Source organism: Microvirga sp. jy35, from assembly GCF_056148915.1.
In genome coordinates this window covers 1-17,711 of the sequence record NZ_JBWBEW010000030.1, presented here as the reverse complement: position 1 = coordinate 17,711, position 17,711 = coordinate 1, and the positions used below count along the sequence as shown (strand labels likewise).

At 64.8% G+C, this 17,711-nt stretch carries 20 protein-coding genes and 1 tRNA gene; 7 read left to right on the top strand and 14 right to left on the bottom strand.

The genetic code is table 11. The annotated features are described in order from the left end of the window. Positions 1-11: 11 nt before the first annotated feature. Both AC0QTX_RS19230 and AC0QTX_RS19225 read left to right on the top strand, forming a co-directional pair. On the top strand, positions 12-494 hold the full coding sequence (locus tag AC0QTX_RS19230) for a DUF411 domain-containing protein (RefSeq protein ID WP_474605427.1): 483 nt from the start codon (positions 12-14) through the stop codon (positions 492-494). 28 nt (positions 495-522) lie between these two features. After that, positions 523-1,074, top strand: a complete 552-nt coding sequence (locus tag AC0QTX_RS19225) for a Spy/CpxP family protein refolding chaperone (protein ID WP_474605426.1) — start codon at positions 523-525, stop codon at positions 1,072-1,074. 227 nt (positions 1,075-1,301) lie between these two features. Here the strand turns inward: AC0QTX_RS19225 and AC0QTX_RS19220 are convergent, their stop codons facing one another. Continuing rightward, positions 1,302-2,486, bottom strand: a complete 1,185-nt coding sequence (locus AC0QTX_RS19220; protein ID WP_474605425.1) for a metallophosphoesterase — start codon at positions 2,484-2,486, stop codon at positions 1,302-1,304. Between the two features lie 223 nt (positions 2,487-2,709). Here AC0QTX_RS19220 and AC0QTX_RS19215 point away from each other — a divergent pair, with 223 nt between their 5' ends. Next, positions 2,710-2,883 (top strand): hypothetical protein, encoded by a 174-nt coding sequence (locus tag AC0QTX_RS19215; RefSeq protein ID WP_474605424.1) that lies wholly within the window; start codon positions 2,710-2,712, stop codon positions 2,881-2,883. Positions 2,884-2,961: 78 nt separating this feature from the next. On the opposite strand, the gene AC0QTX_RS19210 is transcribed toward AC0QTX_RS19215, so the two are convergent. The 7 genes from AC0QTX_RS19210 to coaD form a co-directional block, all read right to left on the bottom strand. Then, a tRNA-Lys gene (locus AC0QTX_RS19210) sits at positions 2,962-3,037 on the bottom strand. A 117-nt stretch (positions 3,038-3,154) separates the two neighbouring features. Then, on the bottom strand, positions 3,155-4,336 hold the full coding sequence (gene tgt, locus AC0QTX_RS19205; RefSeq protein ID WP_474605423.1) for a tRNA guanosine(34) transglycosylase Tgt: 1,182 nt from the start codon (positions 4,334-4,336) through the stop codon (positions 3,155-3,157). A 122-nt stretch (positions 4,337-4,458) separates the two neighbouring features. Further along, the gene (gene queA, locus AC0QTX_RS19200) at positions 4,459-5,535 is read right to left on the bottom strand and encodes a tRNA preQ1(34) S-adenosylmethionine ribosyltransferase-isomerase QueA (RefSeq protein WP_474605422.1); all 1,077 of its coding nucleotides are present in this window, start codon (positions 5,533-5,535) and stop codon (positions 4,459-4,461) included. Positions 5,536-5,649: 114 nt separating this feature from the next. Next, positions 5,650-6,117: a peptidylprolyl isomerase gene (locus AC0QTX_RS19195; protein ID WP_474605421.1), complete on the bottom strand. Its 468-nt coding sequence runs from the start codon at positions 6,115-6,117 to the stop codon at positions 5,650-5,652. Positions 6,118-6,162: 45 nt separating this feature from the next. Then, complete coding sequence (locus tag AC0QTX_RS19190) at positions 6,163-6,672, bottom strand: hypothetical protein (protein WP_474605420.1); 510 nt, start codon at positions 6,670-6,672, stop codon at positions 6,163-6,165. Further along, positions 6,672-7,220, bottom strand: a complete 549-nt coding sequence (locus AC0QTX_RS19185) for a peptidylprolyl isomerase (RefSeq protein ID WP_474605419.1) — start codon at positions 7,218-7,220, stop codon at positions 6,672-6,674. The genes AC0QTX_RS19190 and AC0QTX_RS19185 overlap by 1 nt, the downstream gene beginning before the upstream one ends. A gap of 31 nt (positions 7,221-7,251) precedes the next feature. Continuing rightward, positions 7,252-7,752 (bottom strand): pantetheine-phosphate adenylyltransferase, encoded by a 501-nt coding sequence (gene coaD, locus AC0QTX_RS19180; protein ID WP_474605418.1) that lies wholly within the window; start codon positions 7,750-7,752, stop codon positions 7,252-7,254. On the opposite strand from coaD, the gene AC0QTX_RS19175 reads away from it, so the two are divergent. Both AC0QTX_RS19175 and AC0QTX_RS19170 read left to right on the top strand, forming a co-directional pair. Beyond that, complete coding sequence (locus AC0QTX_RS19175; RefSeq protein ID WP_474605417.1) at positions 7,751-7,951, top strand: hypothetical protein; 201 nt, start codon at positions 7,751-7,753, stop codon at positions 7,949-7,951. The genes coaD and AC0QTX_RS19175 overlap by 2 nt on opposite strands. A gap of 78 nt (positions 7,952-8,029) precedes the next feature. Then, on the top strand, positions 8,030-8,620 hold the full coding sequence (locus tag AC0QTX_RS19170) for a hypothetical protein (protein ID WP_474605416.1): 591 nt from the start codon (positions 8,030-8,032) through the stop codon (positions 8,618-8,620). 52 nt (positions 8,621-8,672) lie between these two features. On the opposite strand, the gene gyrA is transcribed toward AC0QTX_RS19170, so the two are convergent. Beyond that, positions 8,673-11,354 carry a DNA gyrase subunit A gene (gene gyrA / locus AC0QTX_RS19165; protein WP_474605469.1) on the bottom strand — a complete coding sequence of 894 codons (2,682 nt, stop codon included), beginning with the start codon at positions 11,352-11,354 and terminating at the stop codon, positions 8,673-8,675. A gap of 1,213 nt (positions 11,355-12,567) precedes the next feature. After that, the gene (locus AC0QTX_RS19160; protein ID WP_474605415.1) at positions 12,568-13,422 is read right to left on the bottom strand and encodes a PP2C family serine/threonine-protein phosphatase; all 855 of its coding nucleotides are present in this window, start codon (positions 13,420-13,422) and stop codon (positions 12,568-12,570) included. A gap of 70 nt (positions 13,423-13,492) precedes the next feature. Here AC0QTX_RS19160 and AC0QTX_RS19155 point away from each other — a divergent pair, with 70 nt between their 5' ends. Continuing rightward, positions 13,493-14,131 carry a MarC family protein gene (locus AC0QTX_RS19155; RefSeq protein ID WP_474605414.1) on the top strand — a complete coding sequence of 213 codons (639 nt, stop codon included), beginning with the start codon at positions 13,493-13,495 and terminating at the stop codon, positions 14,129-14,131. A gap of 6 nt (positions 14,132-14,137) precedes the next feature. On the opposite strand, the gene AC0QTX_RS19150 is transcribed toward AC0QTX_RS19155, so the two are convergent. The 3 genes from AC0QTX_RS19150 to AC0QTX_RS19140 are packed head-to-tail and all read right to left on the bottom strand — an operon-like array spanning position 14,138 to position 16,210. Then, positions 14,138-14,638 carry an RNA pyrophosphohydrolase gene (locus tag AC0QTX_RS19150; RefSeq protein ID WP_474605413.1) on the bottom strand — a complete coding sequence of 167 codons (501 nt, stop codon included), beginning with the start codon at positions 14,636-14,638 and terminating at the stop codon, positions 14,138-14,140. Further along, positions 14,631-15,062 carry a GNAT family N-acetyltransferase gene (locus AC0QTX_RS19145; protein ID WP_474605468.1) on the bottom strand — a complete coding sequence of 144 codons (432 nt, stop codon included), beginning with the start codon at positions 15,060-15,062 and terminating at the stop codon, positions 14,631-14,633. Before AC0QTX_RS19145 ends, AC0QTX_RS19150 begins: the two co-directional genes overlap by 8 nt. 29 nt (positions 15,063-15,091) lie before the next feature. Further along, the gene (locus AC0QTX_RS19140) at positions 15,092-16,210 is read right to left on the bottom strand and encodes a M20 family metallopeptidase (protein ID WP_474605412.1); all 1,119 of its coding nucleotides are present in this window, start codon (positions 16,208-16,210) and stop codon (positions 15,092-15,094) included. Positions 16,211-16,406: 196 nt separating this feature from the next. On the opposite strand from AC0QTX_RS19140, the gene AC0QTX_RS19135 reads away from it, so the two are divergent. Continuing rightward, positions 16,407-16,928: a calcium-binding protein gene (locus tag AC0QTX_RS19135; RefSeq protein WP_474605411.1), complete on the top strand. Its 522-nt coding sequence runs from the start codon at positions 16,407-16,409 to the stop codon at positions 16,926-16,928. 164 nt (positions 16,929-17,092) lie between these two features. Here the strand turns inward: AC0QTX_RS19135 and AC0QTX_RS19130 are convergent, their stop codons facing one another. Beyond that, positions 17,093-17,320: a DUF6894 family protein gene (locus AC0QTX_RS19130; RefSeq protein WP_474605410.1), complete on the bottom strand. Its 228-nt coding sequence runs from the start codon at positions 17,318-17,320 to the stop codon at positions 17,093-17,095. Positions 17,321-17,711: the final 391 nt, after the last annotated feature.

Here is a 17,711-nt window from a genome sequence, read left to right as displayed (position 1 = left end):
AAGGCGATCCGATGAACACCATGCTCATGACCCGCCGCAGCCTCGTCGCCGGCCTCACGGCTAGCGCCCTGCTCGCGCATTCCCGCCCCTCGCGAGCCCAGGATCTTCCCAAGATAGTCGTCAGCAAGGATCCGACCTGCGGCTGCTGCACCGGCTGGGTCAACCACCTGCGCCAGGCTGGCTTCACCGCGGACGTGATCGAGACGTCGGAGATCAACCGCGTGAAGGTGCGCCTCGGCGTGCCGAATGATCTTGCCTCCTGCCACACCGCCGAGATCGGCGGTTATGTCATCGAGGGCCACGTGCCCGCCGACGCGATTAAGCGCCTGCTCGCCGAGAAGCCGACGGGCAAGGGGTTGGCTGTTGCCGGCATGCCGATGGGATCGCCCGGCATGGAGATGGAGGGCACGGCTCCGGAAACCTACGAGGTGGTCCTGTTCGGGCCGTCAGGCCGGACAACCTTCGCCCGATACGAGGGCGCGCGTCTGCTCTGACCCCTATCCTTACGGAAGGAGATCGTCCATGGCCCGCCTATGGATCGTGATGGCCGCAACCCTCGTTGCCGTTGGCACCGCCCAAGCCCAGCATGCTTCCCCGTCGCCCTACGCCGGCATGGAGGCACGACAGATCAAGGCGCTGTCCGACCAGCAGATCGCCGATCTTCGTGCCGGCCGCGGCATGGGCTTGGCGCTGTCAGCGGAGCTCAATGGGTACCCCGGCCCGATCCATGTCCTGGAACTCGGCGACCAACTCGGGCTATCTGGGGAGCAGCGCACCCGGGTACAGGAACTCCATGCGGCCATGAGGACAGCGACAGTGCCGCTGGGCGAGCGCCTGATCGCGCAGGAGGCGGACCTTGACCGGCAGTTCGACACCAAGGTGGTCACCCCGGCAAGCCTGCAGGCCACCACGGCCGAAATCGGCGCGACCCAGGGCGCTCTGCGCGGAGCGCACTTGCGCTACCACCTCTCCACTCTGGAGGTCCTCACGCCCGAGCAGGTGCGCCGGTATGGCGAGCTGCGTGGCTATGGGGCCTCGGCAGGCCACGGGCATGGCCCCAAAGGCCACCACTGATTGCCCTTTCGCCTCCATCGCGATGCTTGCCAAGATACCATCAAGAACTGTCCGGCGAGTTCTCAATCGTGCGTCGATCCCATCGGCAACGAAGGTCGGCATCGGGTCAGGTAGTGAAATTTGGTCACTGGCAGGAACGTCCGATGTTCCTATCCAAAGCAGAAGTTCGGCCCCGTCCGGAGTGTACCCTAGCTGCCATTCCGCTGGACGGCGTTGTCATCGTGAATTCAGCCTGCGGTGGCCGGAGCAGGCGCCCACTCCGAACTCGTCGGCGCATGGGCAGGAGGACCATCCTGCGGTGACGCGCGTCGCAGGGTGATGCGGGTCAGTTCGGACGAGCGCCCGAGCCGTAGCGCGAAGCCGGGCCACAACGCTGTGCCGTTGTTGACGTAGAGCGTCATGCCGCCGACCTGGTACCGGCCCGAGACGAAGCCGTTGTTGGCGCGTGCGACCAGCCGGTCCAGTCCTGGGATCATGCCACCGTGGGTATGCCCGGACAATTGCAGCGCCACACCGCATGCAGCCGCCTGCGCGGCGTTCCTCGGCTGGTGGTCGAGCAGCACGATCGGTGCGTCCGACGGTGCACCCATGAGGGCGGCATGCAGATCCGGTGCCGGGTTGCGGGTCCTGGGCGCTGACAGGTCGGTAACGCCGGCCAGCACGAGCGATCGGCCATCACGGTTCAGGACGATGTGATCGTTGGCGAGCGCCTGCATCCCCAGGCTGGCGTACTGGAGCATCCATTCCTGGTAGCCGAAGAAGTACTCGTGATTGCCGGGGATGACCCAGACGCCATCCTTCGCATGCAGGTCGCGCAGCGGTTCCACGTCGGCACGCCGCGCGCCGAATGAGCCGTCGATCAGATCGCCGGTGACCACGATCAGGTCGACCCCGAGCGCATTGGAGCGCTCGACCACCGCTTGGGTCCACTCCCTGGGGAACAGGCGGCTGATGTGCAGGTCGGTCAGTTGCAGAAGCCTGTAGCCGTCGAACTGAGGCGGCAGGCCCGGGATGGCGATCTCAAGATCCTTGAGGGGCGGCACACGCGTCGCCTGGTACACGCCGAAGGCCGAGAGCAGCATGGCCGCCGTAGCGGCCGTGTAGCGCACGCTGTCCGGTATGGCTCCGCCGCCCCGAACCAGCCGCACGATCAAGGCGGTCACATCGAGGGCGATCTGCATCGCCGCCAACAGTGCGATTGCCCCAAACGCCCAGTTGAACATCAGCACGAGAGCACGGGGAAACTCGGGAGAGAAGACCGAGCCGGACGAAAGGCGGCTCCAGAGATGGTATTGCGAGGCCACGAGCACGATGATGGCAAGGGCAATCTTCCCGCCCGGCGCCCACGGAAGCGGCCACACGAACCGCGCCAGCACATAGAGGGCGGGCAGTGCGAAAGTCAGGTGGAACATAAACGCCCTTAGATCGAGGAGATGGTGACCGGAACGGTCGGTTGGCAGTCCGATTACCTAGAACGGTCGATGGGGTCGGTACAGAGCCTGTCGCGCAGTCCCTAAAGATCTGCGGCAGGTTTGGGTACTCGGCGCGGCGCTGTCACCTCACGATGTCGAGACCCGTTCCTAGCCACCTCCGCTTCAGACCTCCGGCGTCATTGCTCCTGAGCGCATCGAAACAGTGGCCGAAGTGCCCTACCGGCTGCATGTGGATCACCCGGAAGGGCTTGAGGCAGGCGATGGCGGCCTGCTGATCATCGACGATGCCCCTCCCCCGGAGAGAACCGACCCTGACACGCTCACGGTGCGGGCTGACGTGCTTTCCCCAAGGCAAGCCGAAGACGGTCGAAGCTGAAAGTGGCGTCTGGCTACCTATTGGCTACCTGGAAGAAGATCGCTCAAAGGGCAAATGCCGGTAACCCTTTGAATTTGTTGGTGAGCGCGCTGGGACTCGAACCCAGGACCCTCTGATTAAAAGTCAGATGCTCTACCGGCTGAGCTACGCGCTCCCAGGGTCGAGCCCGAGATAGGGGGTCTCGGGCCTCAGGTCAATCGAAAAGCCCCGCCTGGGACCTTAATCCCGGTCGGCGCCCGAACAATTTGCCGAGAGGAGCGCGGTAGCCGGGCTATCCCTCTGACGCCATGGCCATGTTGTCGGCATGTTGGCCGATCTCTGCCTTGCTGTCCCGCTCACCCCTGGCCCATCCCTCCTTGACCTCGCCGATGTAATCCTCGAGGCGGCCCTCGGTGATGGCCTTGCGCAGACCGGCCATGAGTTCCTGATAATAGGCCAGGTTGTTCCAGGTCAGCAGCATCATGCCCAAAATCTCGTTGGAGCGGACGAGATGGTGGAGATAGGCGCGGGAATAGGTATTGGAGGCCGTGCACTTCGATTCCGGATCGAGGGGACTCGTATCCTCCGCAAAGCGGGCGTTGCGCAGATTCATGCGGCCGTGGCGGGTGAAGACCTGACCGTGACGGCCGGCCCGGGTGGGCATGACGCAGTCGAACATGTCGACGCCGCGGCGCACCGCCTCGACGATGTCGTCCGGCGTGCCCACGCCCATGAGATAGCGGGGTTTTTCCTTCGGCATGTGCGGCTCGACCGTCTCGATCATGCGCAGCATCACCTCCTGCGGCTCGCCGACGGCGAGGCCGCCGATGGCATAGCCCTTGAGGTCCAAGCCTGCGAGTTCCCTGGCGCTCTCGATGCGCAGGCGCTCCACTGCGCCGCCCTGGACGATGCCGAACATGGCCTTGCCGGGCTGCTCGCCGAACGCGACCCGGCAGCGCTCCGCCCAGCGCAGGGACAGGCGCATGGCCTTCTCGGCCACCTCGTCCGGGCACGGCAGCTTCACGCATTCGTCAAGCTGCATCTGGATGTCGGAGCCGAGCAGACCCTGGATCTCGATGGAGCGCTCCGGCGTCAGCACATGGGTCGAGCCGTCGATATGCGACTGGAAGGTCACGCCGGTCTCGTCGATCTTGCGCAGGGCCGACAGGGACATGACCTGGAAGCCGCCGGAATCGGTGAGGATCGGATAGGGCCAGTTCATGAAATGGTGCAGCCCGCCGAGCCGGGCCACCCGTTCCGCGCCGGGGCGGAGCATGAGGTGATAGGTGTTGCCGAGCACCACATCGGCGCCGAGCGCCTTCACCTGGTCGGGATACATGGCCTTCACGGTGGCGGCGGTGCCGACCGGCATGAAGGCCGGTGTGCGGATGACGCCGCGGGGCATCCGGATCTCCCCGGTGCGCGCCGCCCCGTCGGTCTTGTTGACGGTGAAGGTGAAGGTCTCGGTGGTCATTCAGAAACTCTCTGTGTCATTCCCGGCCGAAGCGCAACGGAGGGGAAGGGAATCCATAACCGCTGCGGAATATCAATGGATCCCCTTCCCGGCCCTGCGGACCGCCGGAGATGACAGAAGGATCAACGCCTGAACAGCAAACTCGCATCGCCGTAGGAGTAGAAGCGATAGCCCGTTTCAATGGCGTGGGCATAGGCCGCCTTCATGCAATCCAGCCCTGCAAAGGCCGAGACCAGCATGAACAGGGTCGAGCGCGGCAGGTGGAAGTTGGTCATGAGCACGTCCACCGCCTTGAAGCGGTAGCCGGGGGTGATGAAGATCGCGGTGTCGCCCGAGAAGGGTGCGATGGTCCCGTCCGCCCGCGCTGCGCTCTCCAGGAGCCTCAAGGAGGTGGTGCCCACCGCCACGATGCGCCCTCCCCTGGCCCGAGCCTCGTTGAGGGCGCGGGCCGTCTCTTCCGAGACAGACCCCCATTCCGCATGCATCCGGTGCTCGGCGGTGTCGTCCGCCTTCACCGGCAGGAAGGTCCCTGCCCCCACATGCAGCGTGACGAAATGGCGGGCAATGCCGCGCGCGTCAAGGCGGCGGAAGAGATCGTCGGTGAAGTGCAGGCCGGCCGTCGGGGCGGCCACGGCACCCTCGTCCTTGGCATAGACGGTCTGGTAGTCGGCCCGGTCCTTGTCGTCGATCGGGCGTTTTGCCGCGATGTAGGGCGGCAGGGGCAGATCCCCGAGCCGGGCGATGGCCTCGTCGAGGAACGCTCCGGCGAATGAGAAGCGTAAGCCCACATCGCCCCCCTCGCCTTTCTCCTCCACCTCGGCATCGAGCCGCACGAGCTCGCAGGCCGTGCTCTCGGATTCTTCGCCGAAGCGGATGCGGTCGCCCACGTTGAGCTTCTTGGCCGGCCGCGCGAAGGCGCGCCAGCGGTCGGCGCCTTCGCGCTTGTGCAGCATGATTTCGACGCGCGCCGTAGTCTGGTCGCGCACGCGCAGGCCGTAGAGTCGCGACGGGATCACCTTGGTGTCGTTGAGCACCAGCACGTCGCCCGGCTGCAGCAGATCCGGCAGATCCTGGACGATGCGATCCTCAAGCCCCTCCTCGGGCCGGACCACGAGCATGCGCGCGCCATCCCGCGGCTCCACGGGGCGGAGCGCGATGCTGGTCTCAGGAAGGTCGAAGTCGAAGAGGTCGACGCGCATGGGTGGTTTTTCTCCTCGTCATGGCCGCACTTGTTGCGGCCATCCACGTCTTGCAGCGGCAAAAACGTGGATGCCCGGGACAAGCCCGGGCATGACGGTAGAAGCAGGACGGGCTTATGCCGCGTCCGCCGCGACCTTCATGGAGACGATGCGGTCGGGATCGCGCACGGGCTCGCCGCGCTTGATCTTGTCCACGTTCTCCATGCCCTCGGTCACCTTGCCCCACACGGTGTACTGCTTGTCGAGGAAGCGGGCATCGTCGAAGCAGATGAAGAACTGCGAGTTGGCCGAATGCGGGGCATTCGTGCGGGCCATGGAGCAGGTGCCGCGCACATGCGGCTCAGCATTGAACTCCGCCTTCAGGTCGGGCAGATCGGATCCGCCGCTGCCGGTGCCGGTCGGATCGCCGGTCTGGGCCATGAAGCCCTCGATCACACGATGGAAGACCACGCCGTCGTAGAAGCCCTGGCGGGAGAGCGTCTTGATACGCTCCACGTGGCCGGGGGCAAGATCGGGACGCAGTTCGATGACCACGCGGCCCTTGGTGGTCTCCATGATGATGGTGTTTTGCGGATCAGCCATTGAGGCCTCCTGTGCTGGTTATGGATGACGAGATAGTCTGCCCGTTCACATAGGTTGGGCATCGACGAAACGGAAGGAGAAGATGCGCCCTGCGATGGAGCGTCCGAAACTTTCAGTGAATGGAAGGGGCGTACAGCGTTCGAAGGCCTCGCGCACGGCGCGGGTGAAGGGCTCGCGCTGATCGGCCTGGGTACCGGCCTTGTAGTAGGTGATGCGAGGCCGACCCAGCACCTCCCCATTGCGCTTGAAGCTGAGGCGCAAGGTGATCTCCTGCCCCGAGTAGCCGCTGCCAGCGGGCGGACGCCAGCAGGCCTGGATCGCCGGGAAGATCTGGGTGATGCGCTCGATGCGCTCGATCCTGATCGCATCGGAGCGTGGGCGGATCGTTCCGCGGAGCCCCTCGGGCAGCGGAGGCGGCGGCGGGCGGGGCTCGTCCCACTCGTCAGGGTCGAGGGCAGGCGCGAGCACCTGCGCGGCGGCCTGCGATGCCGCCAATCCGCCGAGCACGAGCGCGGCCATGACAAGCCGCGCCCCGGACGTCCGCCGCGGCAGCATCACTTCGCGTCGGCGGCGAGCTGCATCTTCACGATCTTGTCAGGGTTCGAGACCATGCCGTTGGCGGCCTGATTGCCCTTCTTGATCTTGTCGACCACGTCCATGCCCGACACGACCTCGCCGAACAGGGTGTACTGGCCTGTGAGCGGGCCGCAGCCGTCGTAGCAGATGAAGAACTGACTGTTTGCCGAATCCGGGCTCTGGGACCGGGCCATGCCGACCGAGCCGCGCTTGTACTGGGTCTTGGTGAACTCGGCCGGGATGTTGGGCAGGTCGGACTTGCCGGTGCCGGTGCCGGTCGGATCGCCCGTCTGGACCATGAAGCCGTCGATCACCCGGTGGAAGACCACCCCGTCATAGAAGCCGCGCTTCGTCAGCGCCTTGATCTGCTCAACATGCTTGGGCGCGAGATCGGGACGCAGACGGATGGTGACGCGACCATCCTTGGTGTCGAGGAGGACCGTGTTCTGCGGGTCGGCGGCGGTCTGGGCGGCAGCTGGTCCGAGGCCGGCAAGCACGAGCGCTCCGGCTGCGAGCAAACGCTTCATGGGTGGGTATCTCCCTGTGGATGATGAAACTCTATGGCTGCCTGAATCTGGCTTTCAGGCGCTCGGCGACAAGTCCCGGCACGAAGGCCGAGACATCGCCGCCCATCCCGGCGATCTGCCGCACAAGCGTGGCCGTGATGGGGCGCACCGTTGGCGAAGCCGCGAAAAAGAGGGTCTGGACCTCGGGCGCCATGGCGGCGTTCATGGATGCCATCTGGATCTCGTAGTCGAAATCCGAGCCGTCGCGCAGGCCGCGCACGATGAGGGTGGCGCCATGCCGGCGGGCGGCCTCGACCGTCAGATCGTTGAAGGTCACGACCTCCAGCTCAACGCCCCTCGCCTGCAGAATCGGCCCGCAGACGGCGCGGAGCATCTCGGCCCGCTCCTCGGCCGGAAAGATTGGCGCCTTCGAGGAATGGACCCCGATGGCGACTACGATCCTGTCCGCCACGGAGCAGGCCTGGCGCAGCACGTCCAGATGGCCGTTGGTGACGGGATCGAAGCTCCCGGTATAAAGGGCGGTGCGGGTCATGAGGCCAAGGCGTAGCCGGATTGATGCTGCCAAGCAAGCCGTGCGGTGGCACACGGCGGCCCGGACAGGGGCGTGGAATATTCCAGCTAACCTAAAGTCAAGGTTTCAGGAGAGCACCATGATCGTCCGCCTCTGCATCGTCTTCGTCACCGCCATTGCCGTGCTGAGCCCGGCTGCCCTGGCGAGCTTGGCCGTCTAAAGCTTCTAGGCACAGTCTCTGAGAGACTCGCCAGCGCGCCCGCTTCCCTGTAACTTACTTACAAACAGGGGAGCTGCGATGCTGAAGTCTCTGCGTATATCCGTCGTCCTCGGCGGATGCCTTCTCGCCGCACTGATCACGGCATCAGTTCTTCCGGCCCAGGCGCAGCCCGTCCGCAGCGCAATCTCCACCGCGATCTCAGTGGCGGAGATCGAAGGCTTCCTATTTCCAAAGACTCTCGGCAATTTCACTCGCCAGTCGAAGGTGGACTACAAAACGCCGGGACTGGGCTTCAGTGTGACCTATCTGGCCCCCAGTGGTGCCTGGGCCGACATCTATGTTTATGACAAGCAGCTCAAGCTGCCGACCGGACCAGCGCTGCCACAGGCTAAGCGGGAATTGGATATAGCGATCAGTGATGTCGGCACCGCCTTGAAAAGCGGCGCCTACCAGGATGTCAAGCTTCTCGACAGTTCCACATCAGGCTCCTTCGCCATGGCCCACATGAAAATCACGCAGCGCGGGACGGAGCGTGACTCCTACATCTTTGTCACCCTCCACGAAGGCATGTTCGTGAAAATCCGAGTGACGGCAGATCCGGGCGCAGGTGCGCGCCGGATGGCACAAGACTTGGTGGCGGACTACCAGCGCATTCTCGACAAGCGATGAAAAGAAAGGGCGCTGAAAGCGCCCTTCCCAGTTGATACCCTGGAGAAATTACTTACTCCTCGCCGCCTTCGGTCGCGGCGTCATCCAAGCCCTCGACCTCTTCGGCATCCTCGCCCTCGATGTGCTCCACCGAGACCACCTTCTCCTTGTCGCGGGTGGAGAAGACGGTGACGCCCTGGGAGTTGCGGCCGACGACGCGGATGCCGTCCACCGGCACGCGGATCAGCTGGCCGCCATCGGTGACGAGCATGATCTGGTCCGAGCTCTCGACCGGGAACGAGGCCACCAGCTTGCCGTTGCGGCTGTTCACCGCCATGGCCGTGATGCCTTTGCCGCCGCGGCCGGTGATGCGGTACTCGTAGGACAGCGTCCGCTTGCCGTAGCCCTTCTCGGAGAGCGTCAGGATGCACTGCTCCTGCGCGCTCATCTCGGCATAGCGCTCCTGTGAGAGAGAGACGTTCTCGGCTGAAGCCTCTTCGGCCTCGTCCGTTGCATCGGCATCCGAGCCCATCTGCTCGCCGGTGACGGCACGGCGCATCTTGAGATAGGCCGCCCGCTCCTCGCCGGTCGCTTCCACGTGGCGCAGGATCGCCATGGAGATGATGTCATCGCCCTCGGCTAGGTTGATGCCGCGCACGCCCATGGAGTCGCGTCCTTTGAAGACGCGCACGTCCGTGACCGGGAAGCGGATGCACTGGCCCTTGGCCGTGGTGAGCAACACGTCATCGTTCTCCGAGCAGATCTGCACGTCGACGATGTGCTCGCCCTCATCCAGCTTCATGGCGATCTTGCCGCCGCGATTGACCTGGACGAAGTCCGACAGCTTGTTGCGGCGAACGGTGCCGCGGGAGGTGGCGAACATCACGTCCAGCTTGTCCCAGGACGCCTCGTCCTCCGGCAGCGGCATGATGGTGGTGATGCGCTCGCCCTGCTTGATGGGCAGCATGTTCACCAGGGCCTTGCCCTTGGCGTTGGGAGCAGCCAGCGGCAGGCGCCACACCTTCTCCTTGTAGGCTTGACCCTCGGAGGAGAAGAAGATCACCGGTGTGTGGGTGTTGGCCACGAACAGGCGGGTGACGAAATCCTCGTCGCGCGTCGTCATGGCCGAGCGGCCCTTGCCGCCGCGGCGCTGCGCCCGGTAGGTCGAGAGCGGCACGCGCTTGATGTAGCCGGCATGGGACACGGTGACGACCATGTCCTCGCGGGCGATCAGGTCCTCGTCGTCGAGATCGGAATCCCAATCCACGATCTGGGTCTTGCGCGGCGTCGCGAAGGTGTTGCGGACATCCGTCAGCTCACCCTTGATGATGCCCATGATGCGCTCGCGCGAGCGCAGGATGTCGAGATAATCCGAGATCTCGGCCGCGAGCTTCGACAGCTCGTCGCCGACCTCGTCCCGGCCCAGAGCCGTGAGGCGCTGCAGGCGCAGGTCGAGGATCGCGCGGGCCTGCGTCTCGGAGAGACGGTAGGTGCCGTCCTCGTTGATCCTGTGGCGCGGATCGTCCACGAGCGCGATCAAGGGCGCGATGTCGTGCGCCGGCCAGTCGCGGCCCATGAGGGCTTCGCGGGCGGCATTCGGATCGGGCGCGGTGCGGATGAGGCGGATGACCTCGTCGATGTTGGCGACCGCGATTGCCAAGCCGCACAGCACGTGAGCGCGCTCGCGTGCCTTGTTGAGCAGGAACTTGGTCCGGCGGGAGACGACCTCCTCGCGGAAGTCGACGAAGGCCTGGATCAGGTCCTTCAGCGTCATCAGCTCGGGACGGCCGCCGTTGAGCGCCACCATGTTGGCGCCGAAGCTCGTCTGCAGCGGCGTGTAGCGGTAGAGCTGGTTGAGCACCACGTCGGCCATGGCGTCGCGCTTGATCTCGATCACGATGCGCATGCCGTCGCGGTCGGACTCGTCGCGAAGATCCGAGATGCCCTCGATCTTCTTCTCGCGCACCAGTTCGGCGATCTTCTCGATCAGGGAGGCCTTGTTCACCTGATACGGGATCTCGGTGAAGATGATCGCCTCGCGGTCCTTGCGGACCTCCTCGATCTCGGACTTGGCCCGCATGATGATGGAGCCGCGACCCGTCGTGTAGGCCGAGCGTGCGCCGGCGCGGCCGAGGATCAGCGCGCCGGTCGGAAAGTCCGGGCCGGGAATGATCTCGATCAGCTCTTCCGCCGAGATGCCGGGATTGTCGATGAGCGCCAGGCAGCCGTCGATGACCTCCCCTAGATTGTGGGGAGGCATGTTGGTGGCCATGCCGACCGCGATGCCGCCGGCGCCGTTGACGAGCAGGTTCGGGAAGCGCGCCGGCAGGACCGACGGCTCGTCCTTGGACTCGTCGTAGTTGGGGGTGAAGTCGACCGTGTCCTTGTCGATGTCGTCGAGGAGCGGCATGGCCGCCTTGGCGAGACGGGACTCGGTATAGCGCATGGCCGCCGGCGGATCGCCGTCCACGGAGCCGAAATTGCCCTGCCCGTCCACCAGCATGAGGCGGAGCGAAAAGTCCTGCGCCATACGCACGAGGGCGTCATAGATCGCGCTGTCGCCGTGCGGATGGTACTGACCCATCACGTCGCCGACGATGCGGGCGGACTTCACGTATTTCTTGTCGGGCGTATAGCCGTTCTCGTGCATCGAGTAGAGGATGCGCCGGTGCACGGGCTTGAGGCCGTCGCGCGCATCGGGCAGAGCGCGGCTCACGATCACGCTCATGGCGTAATCGAGATAGGAGCGCTTCATCTCGTCGACGATGGAAATCAGCTTGATGTCGCTGGCCGGCTGGTCCCCTCCGGGGCCGCCGGAGCGGATATCGTTCGGATCGGTCAAGGTTGGTCTTTCTTAAAACGGTCTGCCCTTTCGCGAGAGGCGGCTTTTTGGTGCCGCTTCGTCAAGCCGTCCGGCAGGCCCGCGAATCCAATTGAAATCAGGCTCTTACATGGGGGAGAATGCCGCCTTTTTCAAGCTTTTTGACGGGTTTTCCAGAGGCAAGGAGACGACCAAAATCCGTTTACGTTTCAGCAACTTATTATCTGATCGAGCATGGTTCGAGAAAGGCTTGGGAGCATAACCCCTTCGCAGACCTGCCCGGAAGGCAAGGCACCGGCCTGCCGCAAACTCTAAACTGCTGATATGACTGGACTTCTTGCTTTCCTCCGCCACTCGGAGGTGTGGAGCAGAGCTCGGGAACTGGTGCAGGATCCTCACCGCTGTGATCCCCGCGCAGGTGGGGATCCATAACCATGACGTCTCAGAAAAGGGCAATCCACGTGGCGCATTGTTCTGCACCGTCGGCGTTTATGGATCCCGGGCTCGGCGATGCCGCCCCGGGATGACAGGGCCGGCTGGTTTGCACGATCTTGATCTGCGCTGACGCTCCGTCCGGGATGACGTTCGCTGTCAAAGAGCCAGCGCCTTCGGGCCCGCAGCATGAGCTGCGAGCCTTCAGGGTGATCGAGGGTGGCGTGTCGTGCAGCCCGGCTCGATGATGTGTGGTGGGAAGTGAGAGCCGAACTGCTCGTCACGCGCGGTTTGTTTCAGCGGACCTGGAGGCATGCCAGATCGGCCACCCGCGAGCACAGGGTTGCGAGACCTGCGGCAGGACCGCTCCTTGCCCCGCATCTGCGACGCCTCGCGAGCGCGCCCCTCATCGGACGAGGATGGGTGATGATATAGCCGAGCTTGCACCAGCCGTCAAGAACAAAATGAGAACATTACACTGCCCTTTCCCTTCCGCACTCATCCTGAGGAGGACAGAGCGTGTGAAGACACAGGCCACCCGGACGAGGCTGGCGATGACGAGAAGGGCGGCAGGACTGGAGGGTGTCGTTCCCGACGAGCGCAACGGTGGGGAAAGCAAGCCACCCATACGCTCGGCACCATGGATCCTCTTCCCGGCCTCGCGGCCGCCGGGATGACACCCCCGTCATTGCCTACATCGGTGAAGGTGACGGGGTTAAGCTCTCAGCAAAATCGCCGTCGTATCGTCGCTCTGCTTGAACCGCGGATAGAGCGTTCCGTTCGGATCGCGCTCGGTCTCGATTGTCCGCGCCAGCCTCGCCAGGGGCTCCAGGCCGGAGGTAAGCGCGGCTTCCACCAGAGCCACCGCGTCCATTGCCCGGTAGAGATCGACCAGGGCCGAGAAGCCGTCCGAGGCCAGCAGGATGACCGTGCCGTCCCCGCAGGGCGTCCTCTCGTGCCGCAGTCGAGCCGCGGCGTCCGGGTTGAGACTCAGAAGGGCGGCCGGAATGCCGCTCCTGCGCTGGCGCTCGCGGCGCTCCCCGAGCCAGGCGAGGAAGACGGGTTCGTCGAGGATGGCGGTGGGCCTGGAGCCGGACTGCCGCATCAGCTCGGCGGCCTTGGCGGATTCGAAGTCGCGCAGGCCGGGCGCATCGCCTAAGACCTGCACCGGGCCGTCAGGCTGCCGGACATAGGCCGTGGTGTCCCCGAAGGTCCAGGCATCGAGCATATTCCCCCTGCGGCGCACCAGGGTCATGGCCCCGAGAGGCCAGGTGAGGAAATCCTCATGCCGCTCGGCCGGCGCGACGGCCCGGTAGGCCGTGCGGGCCTCCTCCATCACGTGCCGCAGGAGGGCAGCGCCATCTTCGGCCTGGGGTGCGAGGTTGGAGAGCCGCTCGTCGGCGAACTTCGCCAGCCACGCGGCATCGCTCTTGCCGGGCATGACCGGCGCCGTGCCGGGAAAGATCGAGGTGTCGATCACCCAGGCCCAGTCGCCCGAGACGCCGCAGATGTCCTCGTTGGGCTTGTCGGGGTGCCCGGGCCAGCTGATCCGATCCAAAACCGTGAACATCGTCGCCCCGCCCCCTCGCCAAATCCGGCCAGCAACGCCATAACGCAAAGCTTAAGCCAAGGTCCAGCCGATGCTCTTCGACTATATCTCCGCCGCCCTCGTCACCCTGCTCGTCACCCTCGACCCGCCGGCGTTGGCCCCGATCTTCGTGTCGCTGACCCGGGGCATGAACGCGTCGGAGCGACGCCGGGTGGCGCTCAGGGCAAGCCTGATCGCCTTCGGCATCCTGGCCTTCTTCGGCCTCGGCGGCGAGGTGCTGCTGCGCCTTCTCGGCGTCGGCATCCCGGCCTTCCGCATCTCGGGTGGCCTGCTGCTGTTCTGGATTGCCTTCGAGATGGTGTTCGAGCGCCGCAACGAGCGCAAGCAGCACACCGCCGACATCGCCATCACCGAGGACCATATCCGCAACGTGGCAGCCTTCCCCCTCGCCATCCCGCTCATGGCCGGCCCCGGCGCGATCACCGCGACGATCCTGCTCGCCGGCCGGGCGGACGGCAACCCGGTCTATCTCGGCTTCCTGATCGCCCTCATCGCCCTCGGCGTCGCGAGCTGCTTTGCCGTGTTCATGGCGGCCGAGCGCGTCTCGCGCTGGCTCGGCGTGACCGGCAACATCGTGTTGAGCCGTCTGCTGGGCGTGATCCTGGCTGGGCTGGCCGTGCAGTTCATCATCAACGGCATCCTTGCGCTGCTGCAGCCGGCAGCCCTGTAACCGCCTTCAGACGTCAGCGAACGCCCGGAATTCCCGCGCAACGTGCTCGTAGACGGCGCGCTTGAAAGGCACCACCAGTTCCGGCAGCCGCTCAAGGCTCTCCCAGCGCCATTCGCTGAACTCGGGCACCATGCCGCCACGAACGCCCGCCACCTCGATCTCGCTCTCCTCGCCCGTGAAGCGGAAGGCCACCCAGCGCTGCCGCTGTCCGCGGAAGGGAGACAACCTGTGCGGCGGTCCGGAATAAGGCGGGAAGTCATAAGTGACCCATTCGGACGACTGTCCGAGCGGAACCGCGCTCGTGACGTTCGTCTCCTCCCAGAGCTCCCGCCCGGCCGTCGTCAGAAGATCCTCGTCTCCGTCGATGCCACCCTGCGGCATCTGCCATTCATGCCCCGGCAGGACGATCTCGGGGCCGTCGTCGCGCAGGCGCCGCGCGATCAGCACCCGCCCCTCGCGGTTGAAGAGAGCGATGCCGACATTCGGCCGGTAGAGAGCTTCAGTCATTGTTGTCCCTGGCCAGAATGAACATCCCATCCTCGGTCTGCTCGATGACGAACCATCCGAGTCCTTCATAGTAGGAGTGTCGGTGGGGACCCGCGAGAAGATGGATACGCCTTGCGCCCGTCCCGAACGCGCATTCGACGGCTCTTTCGACAAGCGCCGCGCCGATTCGCCGGCGCCGATGTTCGGACTCAACCCAGAGAGCGGCGACCCAGGGGGTGTATTGCGGGCGCGTGTCCTCATCGCATGCGATGATGGAGACGGTGCCCAGGAAGCGCCCGCCGTCATGCGCCACGAGTGCCGTGGGAATGGGACCCGGTCCGAAATTCTCCTGCACCAGGCCGGTGAGCAGGCTCAACGGGTGCCCCTTGTCCTTCCAGAAGGCACGCCAGACTCGATCCGCAACGGCCTCGGCAAAATCCGGCAGGTCGCGCAGATCGCTGATCGTGATGCTGCTCAGCGCAGGGTCTCCAGCAGGCGCGTCATGAGCCTCTGGCGCAGCGCGATGGAGGAGACAAGGCCGTATTCATGGAGCGTGTGGGCGCCGTCGCCGTCGATGCCGAGGCCGTCGAGGGTCGGGACGCCGAGCGCCGCCGTGAAGTTGCCGTCGGAGCCCCCGCCGACTCGAGGTGCGGAGACGAGATCGAAGCCGATCTCGGCGGCAAGCGACTTCGCATGGTCGAAGAGCCGGGCAGTCGCCTCATTGCACTCATAGGGCGGCCGGTTCATGCCGCCCGTGACAGAGACCTTGAAATCTGGGTTCTGGGGCTTCAACCCGAGGAGCGCCGCCGTCACGGCCTCTCCGTCCGCCACGGTCTCGACCCGCAGATCCACTGAGAAGCGGCAATGCTGGGGAATGGTGTTCATCGCCGTTCCGCCGGAGGCCATGCCCACTGTCGTGGTGGTGCCGCGCGCATAATCCGTCATGGCCTCGACCGCGAGGATCTGGCGGGCAGCCTCGTAGATGGCATTGCGTCCATCCTTGTGGCGCGAGCCCGCGTGGGCGGGACGACCCTCCACATGCACGTCGAAGCGCCCCACCCCTTTACGGGCGGTGACGATCTGGCCGCCGTCGCGGGCGGGTTCGGTCACGAGGGCATAGGCCGAACGGCGGCCGAGATCCTCGATCATGGGCCGGGTGATCGGCGAGCCGATCTCCTCGTCGGGCGTCACCAGGAAGGTGATGGGACGGGCCGCAGTGCCCCTGCGCGCTACATCCTTGAAGGCCTCGAGGCAGAACCAGGCGCCGCCCTTCATGTCGTAGATGCCTGGCCCGTAGAGTCGGTCACCCTCGATCCGCAAGGGCAGGTCGCGGTCGATGGTGCCGAGCGGATGCACCGTGTCGAGATGCGACATCACCAGGATGCCGGGTTCCCCCGTCTGGGGACCTGCCCGCAGCACGAGCACATCCCCCAGGCCATCGGTGCCGGAAACACGCTCGACTGCCACCGGGGCGTCCTGCATCTGCGCGACCACGAGGTCCATCATCAGGTTGACGCCGGCCCGATCCGAAGTCGGGCTCTCGGTGCGGATCCAGGTGAAGAGCGTGTCGAGGGATGGGGAGGAGCGGCTCATGATGTCCTCATGCCGGGGGAATGTGTTTGTTGGCTAAGCATCCCTGACCGGAAACATCAAGTCCGCATGCGCGCCGGGGCCGGCCGCGAGTTTGCGAACCTAAGGCCATATGACGCAGCCGCACCTGATGGGGACTTTATAACATCAAGATAGTGTATGCATCCTTAACTTGGCAGATGATTCAGGTACGGCAAGAATGGTTCTCAAAATCGGTTCCTTGCGTGGAAATTTCCTCGAAGGCACCTCCTCCTCCGACAGCATTTATGGCGACAGCGACGGCACCCGCAGTTCAGGCGTCAATGCCGGCGACGCCATTCACGGCTATGCCGGGGCCGATTACCTTTACGGCGATGCGAGGACGTTCAGGTCGACAGCGCGCGGCGGAGCCGATTCCATCTGGGCCGGGTACGATCACGATACCGTTTACGGCGATGCCTATACGATGAGTTCCTCCTCCCGTGGCGGGGCGGACAAAATTTGGGGCGAAGCCGGTTACGACGTGCTCTATGGCGATGCCCGCACCATGACGGGCTCGGCCAGGGGCGGCGACCTGTTGTCCGGCGGCAACGACAATGACCGGCTCTTCGGGGACGGCTACAGCCTGAAGAGCCACGCAAGCGGCGGGGCGGACACCCTGAACCTCTCTAGGACGAGCCACTACATCAAGCTCGAGAAGGTTCTGAAGGCTCAGCTCTCAGCCGCCGACTTCATCCTCTAGAAAAAAAATCCCGATCCCGAGATCCCTCTTCCGGCTTTCGGCGAAGAAGAACCACTTCGCTGAAGCTCCGGGTTCTGGCGGGACTCTACGCGATAACCTTGAGATAACTATACGTAGTACACCGGCGCCTCTTCTCTCGTCATGCCGGAAAGGCCGAAGCGGCTTCAATGCTGCGCCGCATCCAAGGGGATCGAGAACAGAACCCTGCCTGATGCGTCAGCAACCTCCAGGTGCCACCCGCGCCAGTCGACCTCGTCCGGCTCGCCCTCGTCGCGCAGCTCCTGGATGGCCTTGATGGCCTGGTAATGGGCTGCTTCCAGATCCGAGACTTCGATACCGGTCTCATCCAGGATCCGTTCATGCCTGTGCACGAGGTGAAAAAAACAATGCACTCAAAAGCAGCCTTGAAAACTCGTCAACCACCGGATTCAAGCTGTTCCGGAGCCTACTCCTAAATGAGCAGTTTCCGTGCACTGACGCAAGGTAAGTTTTCCGTTTTGCCGGAATACCAGGGCACCTTTGAACGTCTGGCAGCGCCAGGGAAAGGCCGCCGGCCAGCGGCCCCACCCGATGCTTGGATCGCGGGATCCCGAGGGAGAAAATCCTAGAAGGGGATGTCGTCGTCGAGGTCGTTGTAGCGGGAGCCTCCCCCTCCGCCGCTGCCGCCTCCCCCTGAGGACGGCGTCGGGCGGCGGTCCTGCGAGGGCGACCGTCCGAAGTCTCCGCCGCTTCTGATCTGGCCGGGCTCCTCGTCGCCGAACTCGGATGAGCCGCCGCCGCGGC